General features: G+C 50.1%; 29 protein-coding genes and 1 tRNA gene. 11 read left to right on the forward strand and 19 right to left on the reverse strand.

The annotated features are described in order from the left end of the window. Nucleotides 1–128 precede the first annotated feature (128 nt). The 6 genes from ACP5H1_RS00525 to ACP5H1_RS00550 all read left to right on the forward strand — a co-directional run bounded on the left by ACP5H1_RS00525 (nt 129) and on the right by ACP5H1_RS00550 (nt 4707). Nucleotides 129–1829: a methylmalonyl-CoA mutase family protein gene (locus ACP5H1_RS00525; protein ID WP_427970581.1), complete on the forward strand. Its 1701-nt coding sequence runs from the start codon at nt 129–131 to the stop codon at nt 1827–1829. Further along, nucleotides 1807–2250 (forward strand): cobalamin B12-binding domain-containing protein, encoded by a 444-nt coding sequence (locus tag ACP5H1_RS00530; RefSeq protein ID WP_427970582.1) that lies wholly within the window; start codon nt 1807–1809, stop codon nt 2248–2250. The genes ACP5H1_RS00525 and ACP5H1_RS00530 overlap by 23 nt, the downstream gene beginning before the upstream one ends. Before the next feature lie 16 nt (nt 2251–2266). Continuing rightward, nucleotides 2267–3256, forward strand: a complete 990-nt coding sequence (gene meaB / locus ACP5H1_RS00535; protein ID WP_427970748.1) for a methylmalonyl Co-A mutase-associated GTPase MeaB — start codon at nt 2267–2269, stop codon at nt 3254–3256. Between the two features lie 136 nt (nt 3257–3392). Next, nucleotides 3393–3776: a hypothetical protein gene (locus ACP5H1_RS00540; RefSeq protein WP_427970584.1), complete on the forward strand. Its 384-nt coding sequence runs from the start codon at nt 3393–3395 to the stop codon at nt 3774–3776. Nucleotides 3777–4008: 232 nt separating this feature from the next. Beyond that, nucleotides 4009–4260: a 30S ribosomal protein S28e gene (locus ACP5H1_RS00545; protein WP_427970586.1), complete on the forward strand. Its 252-nt coding sequence runs from the start codon at nt 4009–4011 to the stop codon at nt 4258–4260. Between the two features lie 54 nt (nt 4261–4314). Then, a complete protein-coding gene (locus ACP5H1_RS00550) occupies nt 4315–4707 on the forward strand; it encodes an Rpp14/Pop5 family protein (protein WP_427970588.1) in 393 nt (130 codons plus the stop codon). 50 nt (nt 4708–4757) lie between these two features. Here ACP5H1_RS00550 and ACP5H1_RS00555 read toward each other — a convergent pair whose 3' ends face one another. Next, nucleotides 4758–5981: a redox-regulated ATPase YchF gene (locus ACP5H1_RS00555; RefSeq protein ID WP_427970590.1), complete on the reverse strand. Its 1224-nt coding sequence runs from the start codon at nt 5979–5981 to the stop codon at nt 4758–4760. 125 nt (nt 5982–6106) lie between these two features. Beyond that, nucleotides 6107–6589, reverse strand: coding sequence for a hypothetical protein (locus ACP5H1_RS00560; protein WP_427970592.1), 483 nt, complete (start codon nt 6587–6589; stop codon nt 6107–6109). A 219-nt stretch (nt 6590–6808) separates the two neighbouring features. Here ACP5H1_RS00560 and ACP5H1_RS00565 point away from each other — a divergent pair, with 219 nt between their 5' ends. The 3 genes from ACP5H1_RS00565 to ACP5H1_RS00575 all read left to right on the forward strand — a co-directional run bounded on the left by ACP5H1_RS00565 (nt 6809) and on the right by ACP5H1_RS00575 (nt 9717). Next, entirely contained in the window at nt 6809–7990 is a 1182-nt protein-coding gene (locus tag ACP5H1_RS00565; protein WP_427970594.1) for a glycosyltransferase family 39 protein, read from the forward strand. Nucleotides 7991–8063: 73 nt separating this feature from the next. Beyond that, complete coding sequence (locus ACP5H1_RS00570) at nt 8064–8480, forward strand: hypothetical protein (RefSeq protein ID WP_427970596.1); 417 nt, start codon at nt 8064–8066, stop codon at nt 8478–8480. A 703-nt stretch (nt 8481–9183) separates the two neighbouring features. Further along, on the forward strand, nt 9184–9717 hold the full coding sequence (locus ACP5H1_RS00575) for a hypothetical protein (protein ID WP_427970597.1): 534 nt from the start codon (nt 9184–9186) through the stop codon (nt 9715–9717). On the opposite strand, the gene ACP5H1_RS00580 is transcribed toward ACP5H1_RS00575, so the two are convergent. The 4 genes from ACP5H1_RS00580 to ACP5H1_RS00595 are packed head-to-tail and all read right to left on the reverse strand — an operon-like array spanning nt 9703 to nt 12405. Continuing rightward, on the reverse strand, nt 9703–10041 hold the full coding sequence (locus ACP5H1_RS00580) for a hypothetical protein (protein WP_427970599.1): 339 nt from the start codon (nt 10039–10041) through the stop codon (nt 9703–9705). The two genes, ACP5H1_RS00575 and ACP5H1_RS00580, sit on opposite strands and share 15 nt — an antisense overlap. Beyond that, a complete protein-coding gene (locus ACP5H1_RS00585) occupies nt 10007–10231 on the reverse strand; it encodes a hypothetical protein (RefSeq protein ID WP_427970601.1) in 225 nt (74 codons plus the stop codon). The genes ACP5H1_RS00580 and ACP5H1_RS00585 overlap by 35 nt, the downstream gene beginning before the upstream one ends. Before the next feature lie 30 nt (nt 10232–10261). Next, nucleotides 10262–11500, reverse strand: coding sequence for a bifunctional sugar-1-phosphate nucleotidylyltransferase/acetyltransferase (gene glmU, locus ACP5H1_RS00590; RefSeq protein ID WP_427970603.1), 1239 nt, complete (start codon nt 11498–11500; stop codon nt 10262–10264). Beyond that, nucleotides 11497–12405, reverse strand: coding sequence for an MBL fold metallo-hydrolase (locus tag ACP5H1_RS00595; protein ID WP_427970750.1), 909 nt, complete (start codon nt 12403–12405; stop codon nt 11497–11499). Before ACP5H1_RS00595 ends, glmU begins: the two co-directional genes overlap by 4 nt. A 146-nt stretch (nt 12406–12551) precedes the next feature. Here ACP5H1_RS00595 and ndk point away from each other — a divergent pair, with 146 nt between their 5' ends. Next, the gene (ndk, locus tag ACP5H1_RS00600; protein WP_427970605.1) at nt 12552–12977 is read left to right on the forward strand and encodes a nucleoside-diphosphate kinase; all 426 of its coding nucleotides are present in this window, start codon (nt 12552–12554) and stop codon (nt 12975–12977) included. A gap of 127 nt (nt 12978–13104) precedes the next feature. Here the strand turns inward: ndk and infB are convergent, their stop codons facing one another. The 10 genes from infB to ACP5H1_RS00650 form a co-directional block, all read right to left on the reverse strand. Then, a complete protein-coding gene (gene infB, locus ACP5H1_RS00605) occupies nt 13105–14934 on the reverse strand; it encodes a translation initiation factor IF-2 (RefSeq protein WP_427970607.1) in 1830 nt (609 codons plus the stop codon). Between the two features lie 126 nt (nt 14935–15060). Then, on the reverse strand, nt 15061–15771 hold the full coding sequence (locus ACP5H1_RS00610; RefSeq protein WP_427970608.1) for a nucleotidyltransferase family protein: 711 nt from the start codon (nt 15769–15771) through the stop codon (nt 15061–15063). A gap of 32 nt (nt 15772–15803) precedes the next feature. After that, nucleotides 15804–15875 (reverse strand) — tRNA-Phe (locus ACP5H1_RS00615). A 93-nt stretch (nt 15876–15968) separates the two neighbouring features. Continuing rightward, nucleotides 15969–16382, reverse strand: a complete 414-nt coding sequence (locus tag ACP5H1_RS00620) for a PIN domain-containing protein (RefSeq protein ID WP_427970752.1) — start codon at nt 16380–16382, stop codon at nt 15969–15971. After that, nucleotides 16382–17656, reverse strand: coding sequence for a translation initiation factor IF-2 subunit gamma (locus ACP5H1_RS00625; RefSeq protein ID WP_427970610.1), 1275 nt, complete (start codon nt 17654–17656; stop codon nt 16382–16384). Before ACP5H1_RS00625 ends, ACP5H1_RS00620 begins: the two co-directional genes overlap by 1 nt. Nucleotides 17657–17763: 107 nt before the next feature. Next, entirely contained in the window at nt 17764–18504 is a 741-nt protein-coding gene (locus ACP5H1_RS00630; protein ID WP_427970612.1) for a 30S ribosomal protein S6e, read from the reverse strand. Between the two features lie 80 nt (nt 18505–18584). Continuing rightward, nucleotides 18585–19868 (reverse strand): alkaline phosphatase family protein, encoded by a 1284-nt coding sequence (locus ACP5H1_RS00635; RefSeq protein WP_427970754.1) that lies wholly within the window; start codon nt 19866–19868, stop codon nt 18585–18587. Nucleotides 19869–19972: 104 nt separating this feature from the next. After that, on the reverse strand, nt 19973–20260 hold the full coding sequence (locus ACP5H1_RS00640) for a KEOPS complex subunit Pcc1 (RefSeq protein WP_427970614.1): 288 nt from the start codon (nt 20258–20260) through the stop codon (nt 19973–19975). After that, nucleotides 20236–21522 (reverse strand): hypothetical protein, encoded by a 1287-nt coding sequence (locus ACP5H1_RS00645; protein ID WP_427970616.1) that lies wholly within the window; start codon nt 21520–21522, stop codon nt 20236–20238. The genes ACP5H1_RS00640 and ACP5H1_RS00645 overlap by 25 nt, the downstream gene beginning before the upstream one ends. 90 nt (nt 21523–21612) lie before the next feature. Continuing rightward, nucleotides 21613–22071 carry a 30S ribosomal protein S15 gene (locus ACP5H1_RS00650; RefSeq protein ID WP_427970618.1) on the reverse strand — a complete coding sequence of 153 codons (459 nt, stop codon included), beginning with the start codon at nt 22069–22071 and terminating at the stop codon, nt 21613–21615. A 115-nt stretch (nt 22072–22186) separates the two neighbouring features. On the opposite strand from ACP5H1_RS00650, the gene ACP5H1_RS00655 reads away from it, so the two are divergent. After that, entirely contained in the window at nt 22187–22858 is a 672-nt protein-coding gene (locus tag ACP5H1_RS00655; RefSeq protein WP_427970620.1) for a 30S ribosomal protein S3ae, read from the forward strand. Between the two features lie 91 nt (nt 22859–22949). Here ACP5H1_RS00655 and ACP5H1_RS00660 read toward each other — a convergent pair whose 3' ends face one another. From ACP5H1_RS00660 to ACP5H1_RS00670, 3 genes are all read right to left on the reverse strand, one after another. After that, complete coding sequence (locus ACP5H1_RS00660) at nt 22950–23240, reverse strand: transcription elongation factor (protein WP_427970622.1); 291 nt, start codon at nt 23238–23240, stop codon at nt 22950–22952. 119 nt (nt 23241–23359) lie between these two features. Then, nucleotides 23360–24448, reverse strand: a complete 1089-nt coding sequence (amrS, locus tag ACP5H1_RS00665; RefSeq protein WP_427970624.1) for an AmmeMemoRadiSam system radical SAM enzyme — start codon at nt 24446–24448, stop codon at nt 23360–23362. Beyond that, nucleotides 24448–25323, reverse strand: coding sequence for a hypothetical protein (locus tag ACP5H1_RS00670; protein WP_427970626.1), 876 nt, complete (start codon nt 25321–25323; stop codon nt 24448–24450). Before ACP5H1_RS00670 ends, amrS begins: the two co-directional genes overlap by 1 nt. Between the last annotated feature and the right edge of the window lie 36 nt (nt 25324–25359).

Here is a 25359-nt window from a genome sequence, read left to right on the forward strand (position 1 = left end):
TTTTCTCGAGCCCCCAGATGTTTATAGGGTTAACTTAAATGCGGTAGTTATGTTTGTGTAGGTTTAGTTAAGCCCTTTAGATTACCTATAAAAACTTTGTAATAGGTTATACCTTTGGGTGCTCTGCATTGGGTGCAACATTTAATAATGACGAAATTAAGAAGATAAGCGATAAGATCTCAGAGTGGCGGAGAACCACTTTACAGCAGTGGCTTCAGAGGCTTCCTGAGAGGCAGCAGGAGTTCACTACACTGAGCGATATACCGATTAAGGAGGTCTACACGCCCGCCGACATACCTAACTTCGACTATATGGAAAAGCTTGGCCTGCCAGGCGAGTACCCCTTCACGAGGGGAATACATGCAACTATGTACAGGGCGCGCCTTTGGACGATGAGGATGTTCAGCGGCTACGGAAGCCCCGAGGATACCAACAAGAGGCTTAAGTTCCTCATAGAGCATGGCGAGACAGGCCTAAGCTTAGCCTTTGATTACCCAACCCTTGTGGGTATAGACCCCGATGATCCTATGGCAGAGGGCGAGGTGGGCATTGTTGGCGTCAGCGTTCCAACGGTAGTTGACATGGAGGTGGTCTTTGATGGCATAGACATGGGCAAGGTTACAACTAACATGACTATAAACCCGCCGGCGCCGGTGCTCCTCTCATTTTATGTTGCGGTTGCAGAGAAGCAGGGAGTGCCTTACTCTCAGATAGGGGGCACGACGCAGAACGACCCCCTGAAGGAATTCATGGCGCAGAAGAGCTACGTCTTCCCCCCAGAGCCCGCGGTCAAGGTGGCCATGGACCTAATAGAGTGGAGCGTCAAGAACCTCCCTAAGTGGAACCCGATAAGCATAAGCGGCTACCATATAAGGGAGGCGGGGGCCACCGCAGTTCAGGAGCTGGCCTTCACGCTGGCCGATGGCATAGAGTACGTGAGGCAGCTCAAGAACAGAGGCCTCGACGTTGACTTCTTCGCGCCTAGGCTCAGCTTCTTCTTCGACGCGCACATAAACTTCTTTGAAGAGATAGCTAAGTTCCGCGCGGCAAGGAGGATGTGGGCCAAGATTATGAGGGAGTGGTTCGGCGCTAAGAACCCAAGGAGCTGGTGGCTCAGGTTCCACACGCAGACCGCAGGCGTCTCGCTGACTGCCCAGCAGCCGTGGAACAACATAATAAGAACAGCCATAGAGGCGCTCGCTGCCGTGCTAGGAGGCACCCAGAGCCTGCATACCAACAGCTTCGACGAGCCGTTCAGGGTTCCTAGCGAGTTCGCGGCGAAGATTGCCCTTAGGACCCAGCAGGTAATAGCCTATGAGACGGGAGTAGCGGATACTATAGATCCACTTGCAGGAAGCTACTACGTGGAGTGGCTAACGGATGAAATGGAGGAGAGGGCCTGGAAGTATATTGACAAGATAGAGAGCATGGGAGGCATGTTGGAGGCTGTCAAGAAGGGCTTCCCGCAGAGGGAGATAGCTGACGCCGCATATAAGTTCCAGAAGGACGTGGAGGAGGGAAGGAGGTTCATAGTAGGCGTTAACATATTTACAGAGAACGAGGTAGAAGACGTCAGGAAGGTACCGCTCCTGGAGTTTGACCAGCAGGAGATAGAGAAGAGGCAGAAGCAGAGGATATCGCAGGTGAGATCCATGAGGGACCAGCAGAGGTGGTCAAGAGCCCTCGACGAGCTTAGAAAGGCCGCCGAAAAAGGTGAGAACATAATGCCCTATGTACTTAACGCAGTGAAGGCTTACGCAACCTTAGGCGAGATAATGAACACCCTCAAGGAGGTGTATGGCGTCTATGTCGAGCCTCCAATATATTGAGGGGAGGCCTTACAAAGTAATAGTAGCTAAACTTGGCCTTGACGGCCATGACAGGGGGGCCAAGGTTATAGCAAGAGCCCTCAAGGACGCCGGCTTTGAGGTGGTTTACACGGGGATAAGACAGACTCCTGAGCAGGTAGCAAGGGCCGCCATAGAGGAGGACGCTGATGTAATAGGCGTTAGCATACTCAGCGGGGCGCATGTGCACCACGTCAGGCTGCTCATAGAGAAGTTGAAAGAGCTAGGAGGTGAAGATATACCCGTCGTGGTCGGAGGCACTATACCTATAGTTGATGTAGACGAGCTTAAGAGGCTAGGCGTCAAGGAGGTATTCCTGCCGGGCGAGAGCCTAAGCAAGATGGCTGAAATAATAAGGGAGCTCGCAGCTAAGAAGCGTCAGTCGGAGGCTTTAATGGGGTGACAAAGTCTTGGCTGCAGTGGAAAGGGAGGCGCTGGAACAGCTTCTCGAGAGCGCTTCTAAGGGCAACCTGAGGAGCATAGGTAGGTTCCTGACACTCATGGAGAACCCTTACAAGCTACCGTCGGAGGTCTTCGACTCCATAGCCCGTATGGCCGGCAAGGCCCACGTCATTGGGGTCACTGGCATACCAGGGGCCGGTAAGAGCACCCTAATATCGAAGCTTATCATAGAGTTCAGGAGACGAGGCTACAAGGTCGCAGTCATAGCGATAGACCCCAGCTCTCCGCTTACAGGCGGCGCCCTGTTAGGCGATAGACTCAGGATGCAGGAGAGGGCTGAAGATCCGGGCATCTTCATAAGGAGCGTCTCCACAAGGGGGCTGAAGGGAGGCCTTAGCCTGGCAGCCCTCTCAATGATAGAGGCCTTGGATGCCTTAGGATATGATAAGATAATTATAGAGACCGTAGGGGTCGGCCAGTCAGAAACCGATGTCATGAACACCGTTCATACCGTTGTAGTAGTTACGATGCCTGGCGTTGGAGATGATATACAGGCGCTAAAGGCTGGAGTTATGGAGATAGGCGACATATATGTGCTTAACAAAAGCGATATGCCTGGCGCCCAGGAAGCTTTCGAATACCTGTCGTTCGCTATAGATAAGGGGGAGTTAGGTCAGCAGAACCCTGGGTGGAAACCACGACTCCTGAGGGCGAGTGCAGTGATGGGGTCAGGGATAGCTGACGTAGCCAGTGCGATAGAGGACCACATGAGTTACCTGAGGAGTAACGGTATGGTAAATGAAAAAGTTGTGGCAAGAAGGCTCACGCTGGTGAGGCTTATGGCTGAGCGGATGCTTGCCGACGAGGTTCAGAAGGCGCTCCAGGCTAGAATAAAGGAGGTCAGAGAGAGGGTAGTAAATGTCAACAGTATACTTGAAGTGGCGTCTGAGCTCGCCCGCGATGCTTGCAACTCTTTAAGTGGTGCTTCTGAGCCTCCCAGGAGATAAGTCGCAGCATACCCGCTACGTCATTATTATTTAAGCAATAGCCTCCCAGCCAATCTTAACATTAAAATCTTCTCTGAGTATCACAGGGCCTGTATCTCAATAAGTCCTATGCAGGATAATCTCTCCTGGGTCGAGGATGAGCATCTTGAGGGCTACCTATGTGCAGGGTGTGATAGAAGAAAGGCTGTCAACTGCAGCCAAGATACGGGGCTCCCTCTCAACTAACGTCGTCAGTGCCTATGACTTTAGGCAGTTACAGTCTAACCTGCTCTCGTACGTGAGCGCTCTGAAGTCACTATTGATAACGGTACCCAGGGACTCCTTGGGAGACAATTATCTGCTCCTGTACCGCAGAATAAGCGGGCTAGAGCCGCTTGTGTTGAGGGCAACTGACGTGCCTCAGCTTCTAAAATATATCGACTTGGCCGACGACGTTTTCGTTGATATAATTAACTCGCTCTTCAAGGCAGGCATAATAACGGAACCTAGCGCCTCCACGCTTGTTGGAGGCAAGGGTTAGAGAACCCGGGTTTATATTGTAACCTCTGGTGCGCGGCAAAAGCGTTTCCGTCTCTCACGATAGTCTTTTGAAAATGCATTGCTGCAGGCTTTTGATAGAGTAGAAATCGACCTACTCTACTTGGTTCTGTTTCAGCATAACGTAATAGTTTATTTAAAAGACTCTCGGCCCGTGCAAGCCTGTGTGATGAGAGCTTAAAATCACCTGAATAATCTATTGTGTGGGAGCACCTATGAGCTCAGCAGGTGGCGCCCAGCAGGCCTCTACAACAACAGAGGAGATAGGGTTCCCAGCTGAGGTTATACAGATAATAGGGAGAACGGGTGTTGCTGGCGAGGTAACTCAGGTAAGAGTTAGGATACTTGAGGGTAAAGATAAGGGTAGGATCATAACAAGGAACGTCATGGGCTCTGTGAGGGTGGGAGATATAATAATATTGAGGGAGACCGAAAGGGAGGCTAGGAAGCTCACGAAGAAGAGGTGAAAACTAATAAACTTAGACATAGTAGTTTCCATACTGTTTTCGGCTGTAACTTCCTTGCTCGTCTCACTGGTAGTTGCTAGAGCCTCTAAGCGTACCCTTGTAGTTTTTGTCCAGAGAAACAAGAAGTTTGGAAGCCGCATAAGGAGAAGATACGTAGTGTTTGAGGTGGCCACCGTGGCCGAGATACAGGAGAGCGATCTAAGGGCTGCCATAGAAAATAAGTTTAAGGATATTTTCGGGTTAGAGGGCCTAACACTATCGGGGCTTAGGCTCATTATGTATGATCCAAAACTTAGGAGAGGCATAATAAGAGTTAGGTCTAACTATTTTGATCAACTGATGGCTACTCTGGGCTTTGTAAGGAGCATAAATAACTATAGGGTATTTTTATACCCTCTAGCTACGAGCGGCACCGTAAGGAGGGCCTTGAAGAAGCTTCGGTCCTGAGAGAGGCCTAGGAGATGAGAGCAGAGAACTAATAATTAGGCCATCACGTATTAGCCTTTAGCTCCAGCCGCTACTATCTTAATTACATCATCATCGTTGAGTTTATAGTCGGCGCCTACCCTTTGCTTCGTCTTGGCGTTTATTGCGTAAAGAAAGGTCTCCCCTAAATCTGTGTGTATCCTGTAGGCTAGCTCCCTAGCAGTAGTACCTCTGGGCACCAACAGTACGTCAGGAAGCACCCTGCCACTCTTATCAGTGTACTTGTTGAAATCTTCAACAGGATACGTTGCTATAAGCTTCAGCACATCAAACAGCGCCGTGTTTATAGCCTGTACGACGCCAGTGCCCCCGTACCTGCTAAACAGCTCTCTTATCATATCGACGGCCCTCTGGGTCCTCTGGTCCAGGGCCCCCCTGACTTTGAAGTCCGAGTCGCCAGGTAGGTAGTCTATAAGGCCCTGCTTTGATAACTTCCTTAGCAGAAGTTCAGCCAGTGCGCTTGCGGGCACTACTGGCACATCAGGGTATGTTTGTTTAAGCCTCTCTATATTCTTCTCAGAGCCCGGCACGTCCACCTTATTAGCAACTATTACCATAGGCTTGGTCATCTTTCTCAGGGTCACCACGAGCTCCCTCAGCTGGTCGTCGCCCAACTTGGGTAGCTCGGCGTCGCCGATCTTTAACGCCTCCAGGGCCGCCTCGACCTGAGCTTTAGTTATTCCAAAGCCCGATACTCGCTGAGAGAAGGCGCCAACAGGATCCCTTAGGGCTCCTACTGAGGCCAGTTTTGTGAATTTATTCCAATCACTTTTGATAGACTCGTACATCCACTCGTCCAGCTCAAACATAACGAACTTGACCTCCTCCACAGGGTCGTAGGCGCCAGGTCCTACCTGAACGCCCTCCGCAGTAGTTGAGCCGCTAGCGTCAACAACTAAAAGAAAGACGTCAGACCTGCGTAAGTCATCCAGGAACTTATTGCCAAGTCCCTTGCCTTCGTGAGCTCCGGGTATGAGCCCTGCAACGTCCATTAGCTTGACAGGTATGTAGCGATACCCCATAATACATGCGCTGTTGGAGGCGTCACACTTAGGCAGGCCAAGCTCCACGTGAACGCATCTCTTTCTTGCATAGCCTATCCCTACGTTCGGCTCTATGGTAACAAAGGGCCTGTTCTCAATGGGGACTTCTATTCCAGTGGCGGCCGAGAAGAACGACGACTTGCCTACGTTGGTTTTGCCAACTATGCCGATTAGCGCGTTAGTTGGCTCCATATGCCGTCATCTGCCACGTTGTTAATATACATAAGGCACTTAAACGTTTTTGGAATGAAAAGGTTTCATTTGTTTCATCAAAATCTAGGAATCTACTAAGATATCATTTTAACGCTAACAAGGCATTAGGCCTTAGAGAGCTCTGTCCCTTCGGGATTCTTAGGGAGGCTTGACTTCATCTTAGACAACTCCTCAATAGCATTCTTGCAGGCCTCTGCCACCTCAGGGCATCGGGGGCTGTAGGTATTTGCGGCCTTTGTAAGAAGCTCTACGAGCACACCCTGGACGAACTCCCAGGCACCAGGGGTATCTTTAAGCTCGCCGAAGGTAAGCTCCACAAGGCCTCTCCACTCGGGGCTAGCCAGATACTTGGCAATATTACGAGGATCCCCTCCATATATGCTGAAATTATATTTTATCTCACCGTTGCTCAGGCCTTTCTTTATATCCAGCAGGGCCGATGTTATCTTTTGAAGTACCTGCTTGCTCTCTTCTTGATTTTTAGCCTGCAGTTCCGCCCTGCTATTGCTTATATTGACCATGGCCAGCGCTAAGGTTGGATTAGCTATATGCCTAAGGAAGTCTACGTTAACCTTGCACTCGCTCACAGCCTCTACCCTTCTAGTACTTGTTAGTCGTAACTTTATAGCCTACGCTAACTAACTATTAAACTCGCGAGATAACTACCTTTTTATTATGAACAAGTTAGTCGCTTCGCTTAAGGCTTAGTATTGTTTCCCCGCGGGGATAAGCTTTTGGAGGTCGTGAGGTACTGACTCCTATGAAAGACTAAAAGCTCTTGAAGAGAGAAATGAGCGGGACACCGTTTGAGCTCAGACAAATCCGCCGCAGATGAAGCCCTCCCCAGCAGGAGGCTCGGTAAGAAGCTCACGCTGGCAATATTCTTGGGTGGTCTGATAATAGTAGCGCTGGCTTCTTATCATGTTGCCGCTAAAGCCTCTTGGTATGCCTCCCATGTCGAAGGAGGAGGCTATGACAACGCATATATCAGCGACGAAATATATTATGTCGATGCTGCAAGGAGAATTCTGGTAAGCGCATTTGGATATCATGGAAAGCTCTTTCCATATAGCGGTGAGACCGCGTCTAATTACTATAACTTTGAGCATCCTCCACTGGGCAAGTACATAATAGCGCTCTCTATGGCACTTCTAGGAGATAAGCCATTTAATTGGAGGGTACCAAGCATAATCGTGGCATCCCTTATTCCGCTGATAATATACATTGGGCTAGCATGGGGCAAGGACCTCAGGTGGATAGCTATAGGAGCTATAGCCGGGCTTGCAGCGTCCGCAGATCACATACTAATTGCTATGGGCTCTGTTGCCATGCTTGACATATATGCAGCGTTTTTCTTGTCTTTGACCGTTGTAAGCGCCTTCAGGGAGCATTATTATCTATCGGCAGTATTTGAGGGCCTTGCATGGGCTTCCAAGGAGACGGCGCTGCCAGGGCTCCTGGCTCTGCTTATTTTGGTGCTCTCCCGCAGCCCCAACAGGTCAGGCGTCTTAAAGTTCCTGAAGATATTCACTATAGTTATTGGAGTTTTTATAATTACCTATATTCCTCTATTCGTTCACTTTGGAGTTCTATATGTAATCCAAGAGACATTAGGAGGCTATAAATGGGATCTGGTAAGCCGCCCTCCAGGGCCGCCTACCAGTACGCCAAGCAGCTGGTTCTTCAACGTTGACCCCTTCGTGCTCTCCTATTCTCCACTGCTTGCAGCGTCGATGACCATACAGCTGGAGCTTGTGGCGCTCGTAGCAGCCATATCGTTGTTCGTGGTAGGCGTCTCAAGGGAAAGAGCTCTCATAAGGGCTGGCAGCACGTTCTTCGTTGCAGAGTTCGTGGGCCTCTGGGCCGTCTATATGGCTGGTAACCATACGCTTTACAGCTTCTACTCCGTAGTCTTTACCCCTGCAATGGCTGTCACTTTGGCCGAGGTCCTAGACATATTATCTAGTAAAGTAAAAATATTTAAATAAAAATTCTATATATGGTATGTGTTACTGTTTATATACTCTCGGAGACTATAAGAAGATAAGAGGCGACCGACCAATGGTAAATCCTAGCGCTATCAAACGCGAGCTGCTGATACAAAGAGTGAGGGCTAAGGTGCTGAGCGAATACGATAACATGAGAATGCAACTTGTCAATGAAGGAGGTCTGCTGGTGACCACGGCATTGGATGACTCCGACGTTGAGAAGCTGGTGCTGCTAGCGCTAGAGGAGGCAAAGTCACCTGTAAGCTGGAGAGAGCTGAAGGCTATTTTCCAGGGCATAGTAGGGGAGGACAGGCTGAGAAGGATATTGGGAAGCCTTAAGGCCAGAAACGTAGTTGCGGAGCTGACGCACACTAGATACAGCCTTCCAAATTATGTGCCAGAACTTGAGATGAATAAGGTAAAGAACCCGCTAGTTTTTAGGAACGCCAACGAGGATCAAGAGAATTTATATGAGGACAATAGCAACTAAGCACTTTATTTTGCGATTACAAGCTTAACGTGATACGTAACCTAAGCCGACCTTTGGGCCAGTGAGGCGTCTAGCCGCAGAGGAGCTTCTCATTGGCAGGGTACATAAAAGGCAATGCTTTTGGTTAATGTAAAAAGAGAAAGTCTCTTTGGCCTGTTTTCTAAGCTAAAAAGTTTTAACGTGTTATAGAGGCTGGGTGCGAGGCACGGGCCTCGAACATAAGCTTTGCGAGATTTGCGGGGCCTCCGAGGCGCGATACAGATGTAAGATCTGCGGCAGAGAGGTCTGCGAGAGGCATTTTGATAAAGAGAGAGGGATCTGTGCAATATGCGAGGGATCCCTCTGTGAGCTGTGCCGTCAGAGGCCATCAATAACGTTCTGTCCCATATGTGGAAGACTGGTGTGCTACGAAGATAGCGTTCAGATCGATGAAGTAAGGAGAGTTTGTAAGGAGTGCTATGCCAAGGGACTTGTAGGCCCTTATGCCAGCGGGTCCAAGATTAACATGACTTATGTCGGCGGCGCTCTTAAGTTGGCTAGAAGGATTATAGAGTTATCATAACTGCGTGTTTACCCGTGGGAGGCCCGAAAGGGCCGTTAGAGAGGTAAGAGATATAGTTAAAGCCTCTCACCGCAAAGAAGACCTATTGGGGGCCATAAGTTAATGTCACAGGAACCTAGAACCTCTTTACACATAGAGAGTATGAGGCTTAACCTCGATGGTAGGGTTTACGAAAACCCTCACATGATAGTTGTCGGTCTTAAGAAGCTCACCGGCGAGATATCCTTTGGCATAGTTAAGATTGATGGCGAGTTCGACACACTTCCTCAGGCCAGCTCCTCAGAGGACGTGGTTGAGGTCTCCTCAGGCGGGACCTTTGAGTCGGACGTTTCAGGCTCAGGGGTTATCAGCTTAAATGAGCTTGAGGATGGGTATATAATAGAGTTCAGCAAGGTTACCATAAAGTTCGACGTCGATGAGGCCACTGGGAAGGTAAGCATAAAGGTGCCCAGGATAGGCACGCTTAAGGCTTCAAAGCTTTTACTCGACGTCAGCGGTAGCGTGTCGATCAACCTGATAGTGAGCCCCTTCGTTGTGGGCGCAATAACTCTTTCCAACGACGGCAGGATAAAGATCACCGCAGGCGATGAGGTTAAGATAACCAGCGAGCTTGAGGACAGCAGCGTTGGTGGGTCCAAGCAGCTGCAGGTTCAGAGGGCGTCAGGAAGGGCCTGACCTGGGTTTTGCGGTAAGCATCTTAGCCTTACTTATTATGGCATCTGCGGCCTCCCTAGGATTGTTGGCTAAAACGTAGAGGCCCCGCGGTGAGTATATGGCTTCCTCACAGCCGCCTACCTCATCAGTGAGCTTTATCAATATAAGGTCGGTATACCTTGGTTGCAAGAACACGAGCCTCACCACATTATCATTCAGTTCGACGTAACTTTCAAGGCAGTCGCCCGCATCTTCGGGTTCCGAACACCTGTAACCTAGATCCCTGATCTCCTTAACAACCTCCCGCGCCTCAGTTGCTATCTTCTTCATCTTCTCCCTCGACATCTATTTCCACCTCCTCTTGGCTGTGAGGTGTGTACTCTACGCACTTGGGCATTTGTCCGCCCTCGACTGTGACGTCAAGATTGTACCTTGCTATAAATGAGCAGAGAGTGTCCCACGGAATTACAGCCTTCTGGCCCAGCTCCGTTTCAATGAATGCAAGGTTGCCTCTCTTGGCCACCCTGGCCTTCAAGCTTCTCCTGCCCTAACAGTACTTTAACATCTAGCACCTAAAGACCTCTCTACTCCTCACGTCCCTCCTGACGACGCAGCCAGGATATATTATTGCATAGGAACCTACCTTAACTCCAGGCATAAGCGACACATTAATCCCTGTCTGGGAGTGGCCACCCATTATTGCGCCGAGCTTCTGGAGGCCCGTGTCAACTAGTTGATCTTTAACTAACATTTTGATGGAATTATGGTCAAATCGCAGGTTAGCCGTTATGGTGCCGGCACCTAGGTTGACATCTTCACCTATTACACTGTCTCCGACATAATTAAAGTGGGGCGCCCTGGCATACTCCATGAGCACAGAACCCTTAAGCTCAACGGCATATCCTGCTTTGGAGCCCTCTAATAGCACTGTCTCCGGCCTGATGTGGGTGGAGGGCCCCACCTTGACGCCGTTTCCGATGTAAACTGGACCCTCTATAACGGTGTAGGGGCCTATCTCAGATCCTTCCCCGATGTAAACTGGACCCTCTATAACGGCTGTGCTATGAATTTCACCCTTCACGGTCTGCCCCTTTAGTTCTCTAAGGGCCCTTCTGTTAGCTAGCAGGTAGTCCCATGGCCTACCTACATCAAGCCAGTCATCTACATCTATGGAAACGATGTTAACATCATTCTTGCTGGCGAGCATATTTATGGCATCTGTAACTTCGAATTCCCCCCTCGGCGAAGGCCTTATCTTACGTAGGTATTCAATGAAGTCGTAGTCCACGGAAAGAGCCCCCGAGTAAACTAAGTCGCTTTTAACATCCTCCTTGGGGGGTTTCTCAACAACGCCTGTTAGCTTGCCTTCGCTTATTTTTACAACGCCGTAATTCCAGGGCTCTTTAGCTTTTGCTGTCAGCACCGTGTAGGGCCTCATGGAAGATATTATATCATAGGCCCTCTCTGAGAGGAAAAGGTCTCCATAAACTATAAGGTAGTTGCCTGGGCCTCCAAACTCCATGGCAACCCTTATGGCGTCCCCTGTGCCGCGCTCTTCACCTTGGTCTACGAAACTAATCTTAAGGTTTAGGTTCCCTGCGCACTTAGTTATGGCGTTGGATATTACGTCCTTCATGTACGAGGTTACAATAATAACCTCGTCTGGGCTAATGCGGTTGGCAAAAAGCCTTAGGTGCCGACAGAGCAGCGGTTCACCTAGTATGGGTAGCAGAGGCTTGGGCCTGGTCTCGGTAAGCGGTTGGAGCCTAGTTCCTTTGCCAGCGGCTAAGATTACTAGCTTCACGGCTCGCTACCCTTTTTGGCCCTTATAAGCCAGGGCGAGCCGTCAGTTTTTAATTCTGCCACGCCGAGCTGCTGCAGCGAAATGGCGTAACCTAGAAGGCTCCTGGCACCTATCCATCTAATCACAGGACTGGCCTCAGGATAAAGCACGTCTAAGTAATCCTTCAGGGGCCTCCACTGCCCGTCAAGGGAAGAGGCCAGTTTGGCCATCTTCTCAATTTTGCTTCTGAAGAGCTCCGAGAGCCATTGGGCTGCCTGCTCCCTGGTAACTTCTGGGCCATGACCAGGGTGAGCCACGTGCCAGTTATCGATGGCAAGCAGCTTTAGCATAGAACTCATGTAATCTGGCACGCTGAGCAATGCGAGGCCTTCGCCAGGATTTATAGAGTCGCCAACGAAGGCGTGCTCCCCTACTATATAACACACATGGTCGTCAGAATGGCCAGGGCACTCGACAACGCTAACATAGCCTAATCTCGCCGGGTCGCACGATTTTATGTCGACCAGCTGGTCCCTTCTTTTAGAGAAGTGCTCGAGCACGGTAACGGTGTTGCCCAGGGATTTCTGGGCAACCGCTTCGAACTCCGTAGGCACCGCGCCAAAAGCGTTTTTCAGCGCCTGGAAGCCTTCGTACGTGGGAAGCTCTTTGGAAATATAATTGATAGTTCTTGAGGAAGCGCAGATAACAGCGTCAAGGTCTGATCTTACTAGGCCCAGTACATGATCCCAGTGCCAGTGCGTCAACAGGACGTAGTCTATGTCATATGACTTTAAGTTCGGTATAGGCGACGACCCACCGTCTATGAGCAAACTGTACTTACTAGTTATCACAAGGTAGCTGTTAGCAGGTCTATCAAGTGGGGCACTCCACGTCTCAAACTTTATTAACTCTTTAACCTCTTCCATCACTCCTCTTGTATATTGGCAAGGAAGGCGCATTAATAGGTTAGGTCTAGGGATGCTTAATGCAAGGAATCTTAGATTATTTTTACGCTTTGAAGCCAGTTTAGCGTTTTAATCCGTCTCATTTACGACCCCATGTGGGGTGCGAAATGACCGCTGAGAGGACCCTAGTGCTGGTTAAACCTGATGGCGTCAGGAGAGGCCTGATAGGCGAGGTTATCTCGCGCTTTGAGCGAAAGGGCCTTAAGATCGTGGCAATGAAAATGCTAAGGCTATCCCGTGAGAAGGCCATGGAGTTTTACTCTGTACATAAGGATAAGCCCTTCTTCAAAGACCTGGTGGACTTTATGACTAGCGGCCCAATAGTGGCAATGATACTGGAAGGGGACTCTGCGATCTCGGTGGTCAGGCAGATGATAGGTTCTACTGATGGCAGAAAAGCGCAGCCAGGCACCATAAGGGGTGACTTCGCCCTGTCAGTGCAGGAGAACGTAGTACATGCCAGTGACTCCTCAGAAAGCTTCGAAAGGGAGTCCAAGGTTATATTTAGCGATGAGGATTATGTTAACTACTAACGGCTTCATAATTTAGTTATTTTAGGTCATCCATAGGTTTTCAGACCAAAGGCTGATTACAAAATCTATGAGAGAAAGGATCTAGATGATTGCCAAGGGGCATTAAGGAGCTGCCTGTCAGCTAAAGCTAAGATCCTAGCCTGTTTAGGACTACTACATACTCCTTTTGACCTAGCTTTTTCTTTAGCTCCGCTATCTCCTTTAGAACTATAACTTCATCGTCGCTTATGAATTTCCTGAAATCAGTCAATAACTTAATTGCGTGATCCACGGGCACATCAGTGTAGACTATATCGCCCTCATCTATTTGTCTGCCCACCATTACCTTGCCCTCTATAGAGATTGCCACCCTCGCGCCCGTCCTAACTACGTCGAGGCTTTTGTCGTTATCCTTTATGGCAAGGACTCTGCCCACCTCTCTTCCCTTGGAGCTGATCAAGGGGTACCCTGGCCTTATGACGCCGCCTAGTACCTCTATCCCTACTATAACAGGGTCGCTCCTTCTGAAGACAAAGCCGGGCAGTATCATGAATTTACCAGGCCTGACCAGCTGGTTTAGCTGCGCACTTATTTCTTCTTCCTTTAGCCTCTCGCGCCACTCTGTATACTGGTCCAACAGGTGATATATTATGTTGTCAGAGAATATCTTAACCCCGCTTCTGGCGGCCTCCTGCTCCGCCTCAGGTAAAACCTTCACGTTAAATGCAAGTATAACCCCAAGGCTTTTGTCAGACTTGGCTGTTAGGCTGGCCTCTAGCACGTCATTCTTGCTCACGTTGCCCACGTCAGCTGACTTGACAGGCACGTTGAGCCTTCTAAGGGCTTCCAGTAAAGCCTCCAAGGTTCCCAGCGTGTCGGCCTTAACTATTACTCCAACGTTGTCACCCTTAAATATGAGTTCCTTAACTTCGCCCCTAAGCTTCTCTGCCATCTCCTTGGCTTCATCAGGGCTCGTGGCTACGTAAAGCGAGGATCCGGCCAAAGCGTCGTCAAGTCCTGAGGCAGCTATCCTTACGCCTGCGGCGGCCTGAACTTCTGGTACTGAAATGAACTTAACGCCCTTTGCTCTCATGTCACTCAGCGGCGCCGGCATCAGGAGCGACCTTACAGTCGTTATTATTGGCCCATTTTTACCGTTAAGGACTATGGTGTCGCCCTCCTTGATGACTCCATCGTAAATTATGGCATCTATCACCGTCCCAAGGCCAGGTATTTCCTTTACTTCAAGTATCGAGCCCTTAGCAGGTCCCTCAGCGTACTGTAGCCTCTTCTTAAGGTACTGTTGCGTGAGGCCCGCAAGTACGGCCAAAAGGTCCGGTATGCCCTCTCCTGTTTTGGCGGAGACTGGTACAACAGCCACAGTCTTGGTGAAGTCCTTGATCCTAGTGAAGAGGTCTGCGCTGAAGCCCTGTTCTGATAGACTTAGGACTATTTTACCATATATGACTTCCTCGAGGTTTCTCTTGGCCTCCTCGCTCTGCCTCTCGTACGATATTATAAATGGCTCGTCTGGATACGAGGTCCAACCAGGTATTCTGTCAATTTTGTTAGCAGCGACTAGGAAGGGCACCTTGCGAGACCGCAGCAGGTCGAGGCTTTCGTAGGTCTGATTCTGAAAGCCCTTGGTAACGTCAACTACTAGAATCGCGAAATCAGCTACGCTGCCCCCTCTTTTCCTCAAGTTTGAGAACAGCTCGTGTCCGGGGGTATCTATAAAGAGGAGGCCCGGTATCGATAGCTTGATTGGTATAAGTTTCCTGAGGGGCTCCGCCAGCTTCTCTATGACATCGGCTGGAACTATGCTTGCGCCTATGTGCTGAGTTATGCCCCCTGCCTCCTTGGCAGCAACGGCCGTGCTTCTGATTTTATCGAGAAGGCTGGTCTTGCCATGGTCAACGTGGCCCAGGACTACCACTATGGGCTGTCTTAGCTTAGGCTGCTGCGACTGCGTTGACATGTCTCTTCCCTAGCTAGGTTAGCTAGGTCCTGCCGTTAAGAGCTGTTAGTAGCTAAACCTAAGGTGAGAGGCTGTTACCCTTAAAGATCGCACACCTGCTTAGCCTTAAAAAGGCTGTAACTCCGCTCAAATCAGAGGCGTTGCCTGCAAGTCTACAGAGGCTTCCTCGAGATCCTTGTAGGTGTCAATGCTCTTCCAGTAGTTTTTCGTCAGCTCATACTTAACAGCTATGAGCTTGCCCTCAGCCGCAAGCTTAGGGAACGCGGTTTTCTCTATATCACCTCTGTCCGGCAGGTACTCGACTATAGAGGATCTCATTACGTAAACTCCTGCATTTATCCAGTAGTTGCCTATGATTGGTTTCTCCTTGAAGCTGATAACGCGGTTAAAGTTGTCCGTCTCAACAATCCCATAGGGGCTCCTAAGCTGCACTAGCGCCATGGCTGCCACGGCCTGGGGGTTCCCTTTAAGACTATCAAAGAGGGGCTCAACATCTATATTAGTTATAATGTCTCCATTCACTACTATGAAAAACTCCTGCGACGAGTAGATTAGCCTTGCGTTCTTTATCGCGCCTCCTGTTCCAAGGGGCTCGTCCTCTATGACATATGATACCGATACCCCAAGCTTTGACCCACTGCCCAGGGACTCTATTATCTTCTCCTTGCGGTAGCCAGCCAGTACCACGAAGTCGGTTATACCGTGTTTTTTGAGCCACTCTATCTGCCACATAATTATAGGCTTCCCAGCGACTTCAACCAGCGGTTTTGGCTTGTCGTCAGTGAGAGGACGAAGCCTCTTTCCATAACCTCCTGCTAATATCAGCGCAACTGTCATCAGCCTGCACCTCAATTTATTAACATTAAAGGTGCCGCCGGCGGGACTTGAACCCGCGACCACCCGGTCTTCAGCCGGGCGCTCTCCCGCTGAGCTACGGCGGCACCGCAATTTGCGCTTGTAGTGGCGACTTTTAAGCTCTTACATGGTTCACGTTCGGTTGGTGATAACTTGAGCCAAGGCTGTTCTAGGCACGATTAGAAAAGTAAATCCCATGATAAGCCTAGTCTCTTCCCACGATTTCTCAAGGACATGTAAGGTACAGCGGCTTTTCTTAACTTCTTTTGAAGCTCCTTGTCAAGGGTTGCGACAACCACAGGCTCATCTTCGCTCTTAAGCCTCTTTGCAAGGCTTACAATGGACTCATCACCATCTGCAATGTCTGTAGGGACTACTTCGATTTTAAGTCTTCTAATTATTTCGAGCGAGGCCCTGGCCATTCTTGAGAGTTCATCATTATGCTTAGACATCTCGTTAAGCTCTTCTACTATCGAGTCGGTCGTTATTAACAAATACTTCGCGTTCAAGACCTCATCTATCATGGAGGGGGCAACGGTCCCCTTGGAAATCTCAATTATAAAATTGGTGTCAAGTATGACCTTGACTTCCATCAAACTTTGGCTAGCCCCCAGCCTATAAGGCGCCATCTGCCTGCCACACGCCTGCTTATGGCGATTCTAACGTTCTTCCACGCGGCCACAGGCCTCCTAAGTCTAACCGTTACGACGTCCTTTGTAGACGATATAACGTCCCCCAGCGTTAAGGCCGGGCCTACAGCCAATAGAAGCGGTTCACCCTTGGTTATTGGTTCTACCCTGACACTCTCCTTCATACCTACGACAGTCTCAAAGAGGTGGTGCTCTATGCTGAGCGTGTCAAATACTTCAGGCATATGGTCAGCCCTACCAACTACGTTGCCAGCCAGGTTGTCCGCCTTTGTAACGGATGGATCCAGCCTGGTGCCCACCGCTACTAGGCCCCCTGGTTTAGCCTCTTTGACTGGATACTTACCAAAGTAGAGGCTCGTGACCTCGGTCTGTATAGGCTCATATCTTATCTTGGTGCCTTCCTTCACCTGTATTCCTGGGCGGATCTCTATCTCATCACCCACCTTTAGGGTACCCGTTACCAGCGATCCTCCTAGAACACCGCCCACTAGCTCACTTGGGGGAGTGCCTGGCCTATTTACGTCGAAGCTCCTGATTACATACATTAGTGGAGGGCTAGAGAGGTCCCTCTCAGGCGTAGGTATGTACTCCTGAATTGCTGCAAGAAGCGCATCTATGTTGACCCTCTTCAGGGCGCTCACGGGGATAATTGGGGCATCCTCGGCCCAGGTACCTTCAAGGAACTTCTTGATCTCCTTGTAGCTCTCGCGCGCCCTCTCAGGTGAGACCACGTCTACTTTGTTTTGAACCACTATGAGATTTTTGATCCCAAGTATTGAGAGTGCAAGGAAGTGCTCCTTTGTCTGAGGCTGAGGCGCTGGCTCGTTGGCAGCAACCACAAGTATGGCTCCATCCATGAGGGCTGCTCCTGAAAGCATAGTGGCCATAAGTATCTCATGGCCGGGGGCGTCTACAAACGACACCCTCCTGAGCAGCTTGGGCTTGGCGCCTGGGTTACACTCGCACACGGGCTCCGTGGAGAACTTCTCTGGGAACTCGCAGCCCTCGCACTCCCAGATCTCGCCATCAGCATAGCCAAGCTTTATAGTCATACCTCTCTTTATCTCCTCACTGTGCCTCATAGTCCAAACCCCTGTTAGGGCCTGGACTAACGTGGTCTTACCATGATCTACGTGGCCCACGACCCCTACGTTAATTTCTGGCTGAGGCCTCTCCTCGTTTTCGCGCTTGACTTCGGTGGCGCTCTCCTCCGACAAGCTTTATAGCACCACCTTATCTAACTTCGCGCTCCCTTTTAAGCTAAGGTGCCTTTGTTAAAGGTTGTACAAAACAGCTTACGACATAGCGGCTCTTAAAAGGCCTCTCACTGTTGCACAGGTTGCGCGGCAGCCTTCTGCTCCGCGCGTCTGACTATTATTATATTAAGCTGCGCCAGCGAGGTCTTTCTTCTCTCGGCTCTAGGGTCTGGAATCCTGTTTCCGCGGACGGTCTTCTTTCTCCTCTCACCCTCCTTCTGGGGGTGGAATCCTGGAGGGCCGCTGAGCACTATCTTTCTTCTCACAGATCCCGGAAGTCCTGGGTGCATGGGAAATCCTGAGGCGTCCGTGCCTCCAGTTATTCTCATTGTTATGCCAGGCATGCCTATAAGCACGCCATCAAATTCATCGCCTATCTTAAGGCCTGCAAGCCTTATGGCCACATCGTCAGGGACTGCCATCTGCCAGGCTTTAGCCTTAAAGACGTAGGCCTCGGCTTCGTCGCTCCCAGCAGCCTCATTGACTAGGGCTTTGTGGGCCCACACCTCGTTCTCGGGTACCGACTCATCAATTATGACCTTAGCTGGCACGTTAGTTTTACTGCCCTCAGACCTGAAAGATAATGTTACCACGCCGACCTCATCGAGGCCAAGCTTCTGTGCCAGCTTCGAGCTCATTTTAACCTTCGGAAGCTCCGTTCTCTCCAGCTCCTTGGTCTTCTTCATGGAGTCCGTATAGGCTATGCTTTCATCGTCTACTCCCTTAACCTTAACCTTGAGTTCGGGCCCCTTTGCGGAGGGATCCGAAATCACTATCCTTAGTGGGGGCCGCTCCTCTCTTCCTGGCACCCTTAGCACACCCCAGCTTTATTCGAACTAAAACGACCTCACTGCAAATTTTAAGCGATAATGAGTCGCTGCGGAGGACCTTAAGGCATCCCAGTGGACTTCATAATTTTTAAGGCGGTAGGCACTATGAGCGTTCCGCTGCTAAGCACCCCGAGCGATCCCCTGGAGCAGGTGACCTCATCAAATTTACTATGGCCTTCCTTTATAGATGGGTTGGAAAACATTATTGGTACTGGATCGTCGCTATGGCTCTTAAGGTACCAGGGAGTTGAATGGTCAGAGGTCACTATAATTAGGGCATCATCGAGGTTTATAGAGCTGAGGAGGCGTGAGAAGAAGTGCTTGTCTATAAGCTCTATAGAGGCCCTCTTAGCCTCATAGTTGCCATCATGACCTGGCTCATCCGGGCCCTTCAAATGGATGTAGAACGCGTCAAACTTATCTAAGTTGTTTATAACTAGGTCCGCCTCCTCCCTAAGTATCTGCTCCTTGCTTTTGCCTTCGGTCTCGTAGTGCAGGTCATGTAAGCCGAAAGTTATTGCAATGCCCCTCTCCACGGGCATCTCAGTTACGCTGGCAAAGTTGAGGCCGTGAAGCTCGCTTATCCTAGGCGCCTTTGGCAGGCTGTCCCCAGCGTCCCTTGAGAGCACGGCGTTGGCGGGCAGCTTGCCAGCCCTCCTTCTGGCCTCATTGACTGGGTGCTTGTCTAGTATGTTTATGGTCTTCTCCGTGAACTCATTAAGCAGCTCGGCCGCCTTAACGGCGCCTTTGTCGGAGGGGTCAAGGGCCTTGCTCTTAAGAACGTAGGGCTCAAAGTTCTGCCTGGCTTTACTTATGAGCCCCTCCCTCTCGTAGGCAGGGTCAGTGTTGCTTATGTTGGCGCTGAGCTTTATTTCATCATGGCTTAGCACGAGAACTCCGCGATGTGCTACGGTGTGGACGAAGTGCGCTACTCCATGCCCGTAATCTAGCCTCACGCCATCTATGGCTTTAGCTAATTCCTTGCCTTCGGCGTCAGATACGTTGCGCCCAGCCCTGCGGTCTATTATTCTCATTGTGGCTGGATCTACAGTTGCTAGATCAGATCTCAGCGCGACTTCGCCTTCCTTGAAGGCTATTCCAGCACCCACGGCCTCGAGAGGGCCGCGGCCCGTGTAGTACTTGTGCGGGTCATAGCCAAGTATGCTTATAACCGCCTCGTCGCTCTCCGGCGCGATGCCCTTACCTACAGTGTAGACAAGCCCGCAGACGGCATTCGATGCAAGCCTGTCTATATTTGGCTTGAACGCCGTTCCAAGGGAACTCTTGGGCGCGTTAAGGCCATCAGCAGCGCCGTCAAGGACCACGTAAATTAACTTCTTCACCAACCTAGGTCCCCCTTTCACTGAGGTGGAGACAGCTAAAACCTTTCCTTGTGCGCTAAAGACTCGAAGGGTATAATGGCTGCACGTGGGTAGCAAATGGACTGCTACCTTATGAATTTGGAAGCCTTTGCTAAGGAATCTATGGCTGCCTTCATGTTAATAATGAGGTCATCAAAGGTGTTTCTTAGCGTTAGTATCTTTGCGGGGTCCTCAACCAGCGAAACCTCTATGTTGCAAACGAGGGTCTCACCGCCATTAGGCTCACAGGCTATCTTAAGGTCTTTCGGAGCCCTTATGTTATCGGGCTGTAAGGCTCTGGCCACGGCAGCCATATCGACATCATTACGTGACACTATAACTTGCAAACTTACTGACGCTGGCGAGGAATCCATATCCTTACGCCCCTGAGCTCTGCCCCCTCCAGCGAGGTCAATTTGCTAACTCCTATATAATCGAAGGTTTCATAGACCTGCGGCAATGAGATGAGAAGCCCATCGTCGCTCTCAACTGCAAGGAGCGAGCGTGGATCTATATACCCGAGCAGCTTCAGGGCTCTCCAGAGTAACTGAAGGGGCGCGGAAGGGCTGACGTCCCTGATGGAGTAGACCTTGAAGCCCGATATGTAACCTTCGTCGACAAGTTTGGCATTATCGACTAAATCGGTCATCACGTTAGCCACAAGGTTTAGCTGGGAAGACGCCTGAGGGTATTCCTCATCATAGTTGGAAGCTAAAGACACGGCCACTTGAAGCCCCCAGACATCACTAGAGAACTCTACTAGGTTAAGCGCCTCTCTTGGGTCGTTTATAATTAGCTTCTCCGATGCAAGATAATTGCCTCCAACGAACTCTGTGACGTCAAAAGGCCTCTTTACAACATCTTTAAGGTATGTTAAAATGGTTTTTGCGAGCGCGTTAAGCTCCTCTACATCCATTATAGAGGCTCTCTTTCTCGCTAGGCCTCCGAGGCCGCTTGACTCAAACAGAACCATGCATTGTTCTTTGTTACCTGTGAGTCCCTTGTAGAACGGATCTAAGGTAACTTGAAGCGAGTCACAAACATCAAGCAGGTGAGCCCTGTAGCTCTTTACAGAGGTTAGCATAAAGAGGGAGACCTTATCATCGTTCGCCAGAGCTGAGGCTAATATTTTATCTAGACCTGCCATATGCCCTGCGACATCTATGTACCTGCTGGCATATGTAGATGAAATCGAGAGGACGGCGTATTCGGGCTCAATAGCAGTCTCATTGGCGCTCTTTAAGGCCATATAGGTGCACGCGCCGACGCTGCCCTCGCAGGATATATATGAGGCGTTGAGCGGTGGAGGCTCATTGATGTTCGAGGAAATAGCTACCACGGAATCCCTCGTGGTCTCGTTGGTGTAGCCTAAGGGCGACTGAAATCCAAGTAAAAGGGTAGGCTCGTAAATAGCCGTAGGAGGCTTAGGCAACACTGACGCGGAGACCGTGAAGCTCTTCTTGTTGAGAATAGAGAAGGCTATCAGCAGGGCTACTATGGATTCCGAGCTTGTTGTCGAGACTATCCTTAAGAAGCCCTCCTCGGAGGCAGCTTTAATGAGATTTTTAAGCGCGGAACCGGCAGAGGCTAACGACTTATCTAAGTTCTGCCCTGGCTCTATCTTTATTGCTAGCACCTTTCAATCACCGCTCAGTCGCTATGTTTTATTAGCAAAGGCGTTAAATATAGTCAGAGAGCCTATACTGTTTACAAAGAGCTTAGGATGCTACGAGGAGCCTGCGACCAAGAGTCTGGCCCTCTCCGGGTCATACTCCCAGTCGGACGGTAGCTTGCCTACCTCCTTATAGTACCTTACAAGCCTTCTTATCCTGGACTCTATGAGTATCAGGCCGCGCTTACTGTCAAAGTCCTTGGGATGCTCCTGGAGGTGCCTCCTCAGGTTCACTGCCCTCTTCATGAGGTTGAAGAGGTCCTCAGGTATCTTGGGCTCAAGGCCTCTCTCCTTTAGCACGTCAGTTATGTTCTTGCCAAGTATGGGCTTCACTAGCGGGACTCCAAACTGATCCCTAAGTATTAAGCCTATCTGACTTGGCGTGTACCCCTTCTGCGCCAGCTGCTCAATTATGGTCTCTATCTCGTCAGGCGTGAGAGACAGCCATGAGGGAGGCCTCGGGTGGGCGGGCCTTGTGGAGTGTGATTGACCCTTCCTGCTCTTCTTGTGCATTCGCTCATCCCAGCCTCCTGGAACCCATACTGGATTTAAACCTTTATTCGGCGGCCTGCAGCTGACATGAACATTTTATAATCCCTAACGGTGAGAGGTTCTGGGAGGAGCGGTAATGCCAAGGCCAAAAGTGGCTACGAGGGAGAGCTGGAGGATAAAGAAGTGGTATGATGTAGTGGCACCCGAGTCCCTCGGAGGCATGGTAATAGCTTCCGTTCCGGCACTGGACCCCTCTTATCTGCCGGGAAGAACGGTAGAGATAACACTTTACGACATAACTGGCGATTTCACGCACGTTAACACCAAGCTAAAGTTCCAAATATACACTGTTGACGGAACTACCGCAAAGACCTTCGTTAAGGGCGTAGAACTTATGAGAGATTACCTAAGGAGCCTTACAAGGAGGAAGAGCAGTAAGATAGCTCTCATACATAAGCTCACAACTAAAGACGGTGTGACGGTGAGAGTAACTGCAGTGACGTGGACCCAGTTTAGGTGCAAAAGCAGTCAGAATCGCTCTATAAGGCTTCTCATGAAGGAAGTGCTTGAAGGCAAGGTACCTCAGATGGCATTTGACGACTTCGTAAAGGCTGCCGTGTTCAGCGACCAGGAGGGCAGCCTAGCGCAAGAAATAACGGCGAGAGTGAGAAAGATATGCTCTATAAGGAAAGTCGAGATAGCTAAGGTAAAGGTTCTCACGCCACCCTCTTATGCTACCTCGATGGCAGCTGTGCCAATGGCTCAGCAGGCTGCAAAGGCAGGCCAACAAAGTGCCGTGATTTCTTAAGCCTAAGCAATATAAGCGCTCTTCTGGCCGTACAGCCGTGAAAAGTGGGCAGGCCTAGAAGAATGTGGTTAACGTCTGTGCAATTTCTCATTCACGAGGTCTGATCCCCATATTCACCCATTTCATCGAGCACAAGCTCATAATAATCTTCTTTGGCCTGCTCTAGCTCCTCTTTGCTCTCCTCTTTGTTCTGTTGAACCTCCTTACTAACGACAGTAGTTGTCAGCACCTTCTTCTCGTCAGCCTTGGAGGCACCCTTGTAATCTCTCTCGCTTGACTTGTCAAGCGCCATTTCATAACCACACCTAGTGCACTTGAGTATGGTCTTATCTCCCTTCTTTACTGGAACCATGACGCCTCCACATCTGGGACAGAACCTCATACTTCTCACTCCTAGGCTCTCTCACAGGCCTAAGAAAGGGGCTCTGTAGAGCTAATATCGTTTTCTGTGGAATTTCGGGTCAAATCAGGTACCAGAGAAGAGAGGTAGCATATCAAGGCTCACATTAGTGATATAGAGGTCGCTCCGGCTTTATTTCTAAAGGCGCCAACTATATCAATCTTGGCCCCACACCTGGGACACCTGTTGTCCTTGGTAAGACGCCACGCAGTTACATAAAAGCCATACCTTTCTATCACGGGGTAGCCGCAGTTGGGGCAGTAAGTATGTTCTAGTGGATGACCAGGTACGTTACCTATATAGACATACTTAAGGCCTTCCTCTTTGGCTGCCTTGGCCAACCTCTCAAGGGTCTTGACAGGCGTGCTTTCAAGGTCTATCATCTTATACTCAGGGTAAAACTTTAGTAAGTGGAAGGGCACTCGGTCGCCTAGGTTATCAACTATCCACCTCGCAAGCCTCCTTATGTCATCCTCGTTATCACCGTACTTTGGGACCACAAGGTTTGTGATCTCTATCCACATTCCTTTCTCTTTCATGGCCTTAAGGGTCTCGAATATCGGCTCAGGGTCTGGCACTCCCATGAACTTCCTATAGAACTCTTTGTTGCCGCCTCCCTTGAAGTCTACTGTGGCGGCGTCCATGTGACTTCCGATCTCATCCACGGCTTCCGGCGTCATGTAGCCGTTGGTGACCATAGTGTTGAAGAGGCCAAACTTTTTGGCGCGGACAGCCACGTCATACATGTACTCATACATTATGGTTGGCTCATTATAGGTGTATGAGATGCCGTCAGCACCAACATTGACAGCATCTCTAACAACATCATCGGGGGAGCGGTACTCGCCGTAAAGGCCCTTCTCAAGCCTGCTCTGGCTTATCTCCCAGTTCTGGCAGAACTGGCAGTAGAAGTTGCAGCCAACGGTGGATATGCTTAGCACCTCGCTCCCTGGGTTAAAGTGGCTCAGAGGCTTCTTCTCTATGGGGTCCAGATTATAGGCCGTGAGGAGCCCGTACACGTAGGTGTAAAGCCTTCCATCCAGGTTCCTCCTAACGCCACAGGCGCCCCACCTTCCTGGCGCTATTAGGCAGCGCCTGTGGCAGAGGTTGCACTTGACCCAGCCCTTCCTGTCTGCAAGGGGCTCCCAGAACTTAGCCTCCCTCAGGTTAGGCTTCTGCTCGTTGTTCATTATATGATCACCGCTCTAGGGTCGTACCACCTAGTTCCTCCACCGCTTAGAGCTAGTAGCTGGGCGGAGGTTTTCTTTGATACTACATAATGGAACGGAAGTTCAAAGCCGCACTTCCAGCACCTAGTCCCATCCTTTAGCTCAAGCGACTTGAGCGCGCCGTCCTCCCTATAGGCCACAGGGCTTCCACATCTTGGGCAATAGGTGTTCAGCTGCTCATAGAGATCTACGTGGACGTATGTGTAGGGATTAACCCTAAGCAGGCTGTTATAGAGGTATCTAACCGCGCCACCGCCTTCATGTTCGATCAAATGTACGTGAAGCGGAAAGCCGTAGCTTGCGGTTACCTCCGCCTCCCCGAGCACGTCCTCAACCCTAGGCCTTTCCAGGTACGTGTTTACCTCAACCCATTGATCGAGCTCCTTTGCGAGCCTAAGAGTTCTATCAAGGTCAAGCCCGCTGTAGGTATAGCTGCTGCAGCAGTGCTTCAGGTAATCTATTACGAGAAAGTCCAGGCCTTCCAGGGTTTCCAGCGATGGCGTCTTAATGCCGACCTTAAGTTTGTGACTTCTTATCTCTTTAGCCAGCTCGCCAAGTTCCTTCCCGGGCTTAATTACATCAAAGACTAGTCCTGAGGCCTTCCACCTCTCTACAACCTTTAAGATGTCTTGGCTGTCAAGGCTCTTCAAGGAGGGACCTTCTGCAGAGAGCCTGTAGACTTCACTGAGATCATTAAAACTGTCGCAGTTTTCCGCGGAATATGAAGTCTTGGCGAAAACTACCACTCTCACGACGGACCCGCCGCTTAACATATGGAAAAGGGGTATCGCTTCAGCGGCTGCATATCCTAGGCTGGCCACTTCTATTCTAGTCATACGCCTTCCATGGAAAAACTTAGGCTAAAGAGGACT

The sequence above is a fragment of the Acidilobus sp. genome (genome assembly GCF_049973875.1).
Taxonomy (GTDB): Archaea; Thermoproteota; Thermoprotei_A; order Sulfolobales; family Acidilobaceae; genus Acidilobus.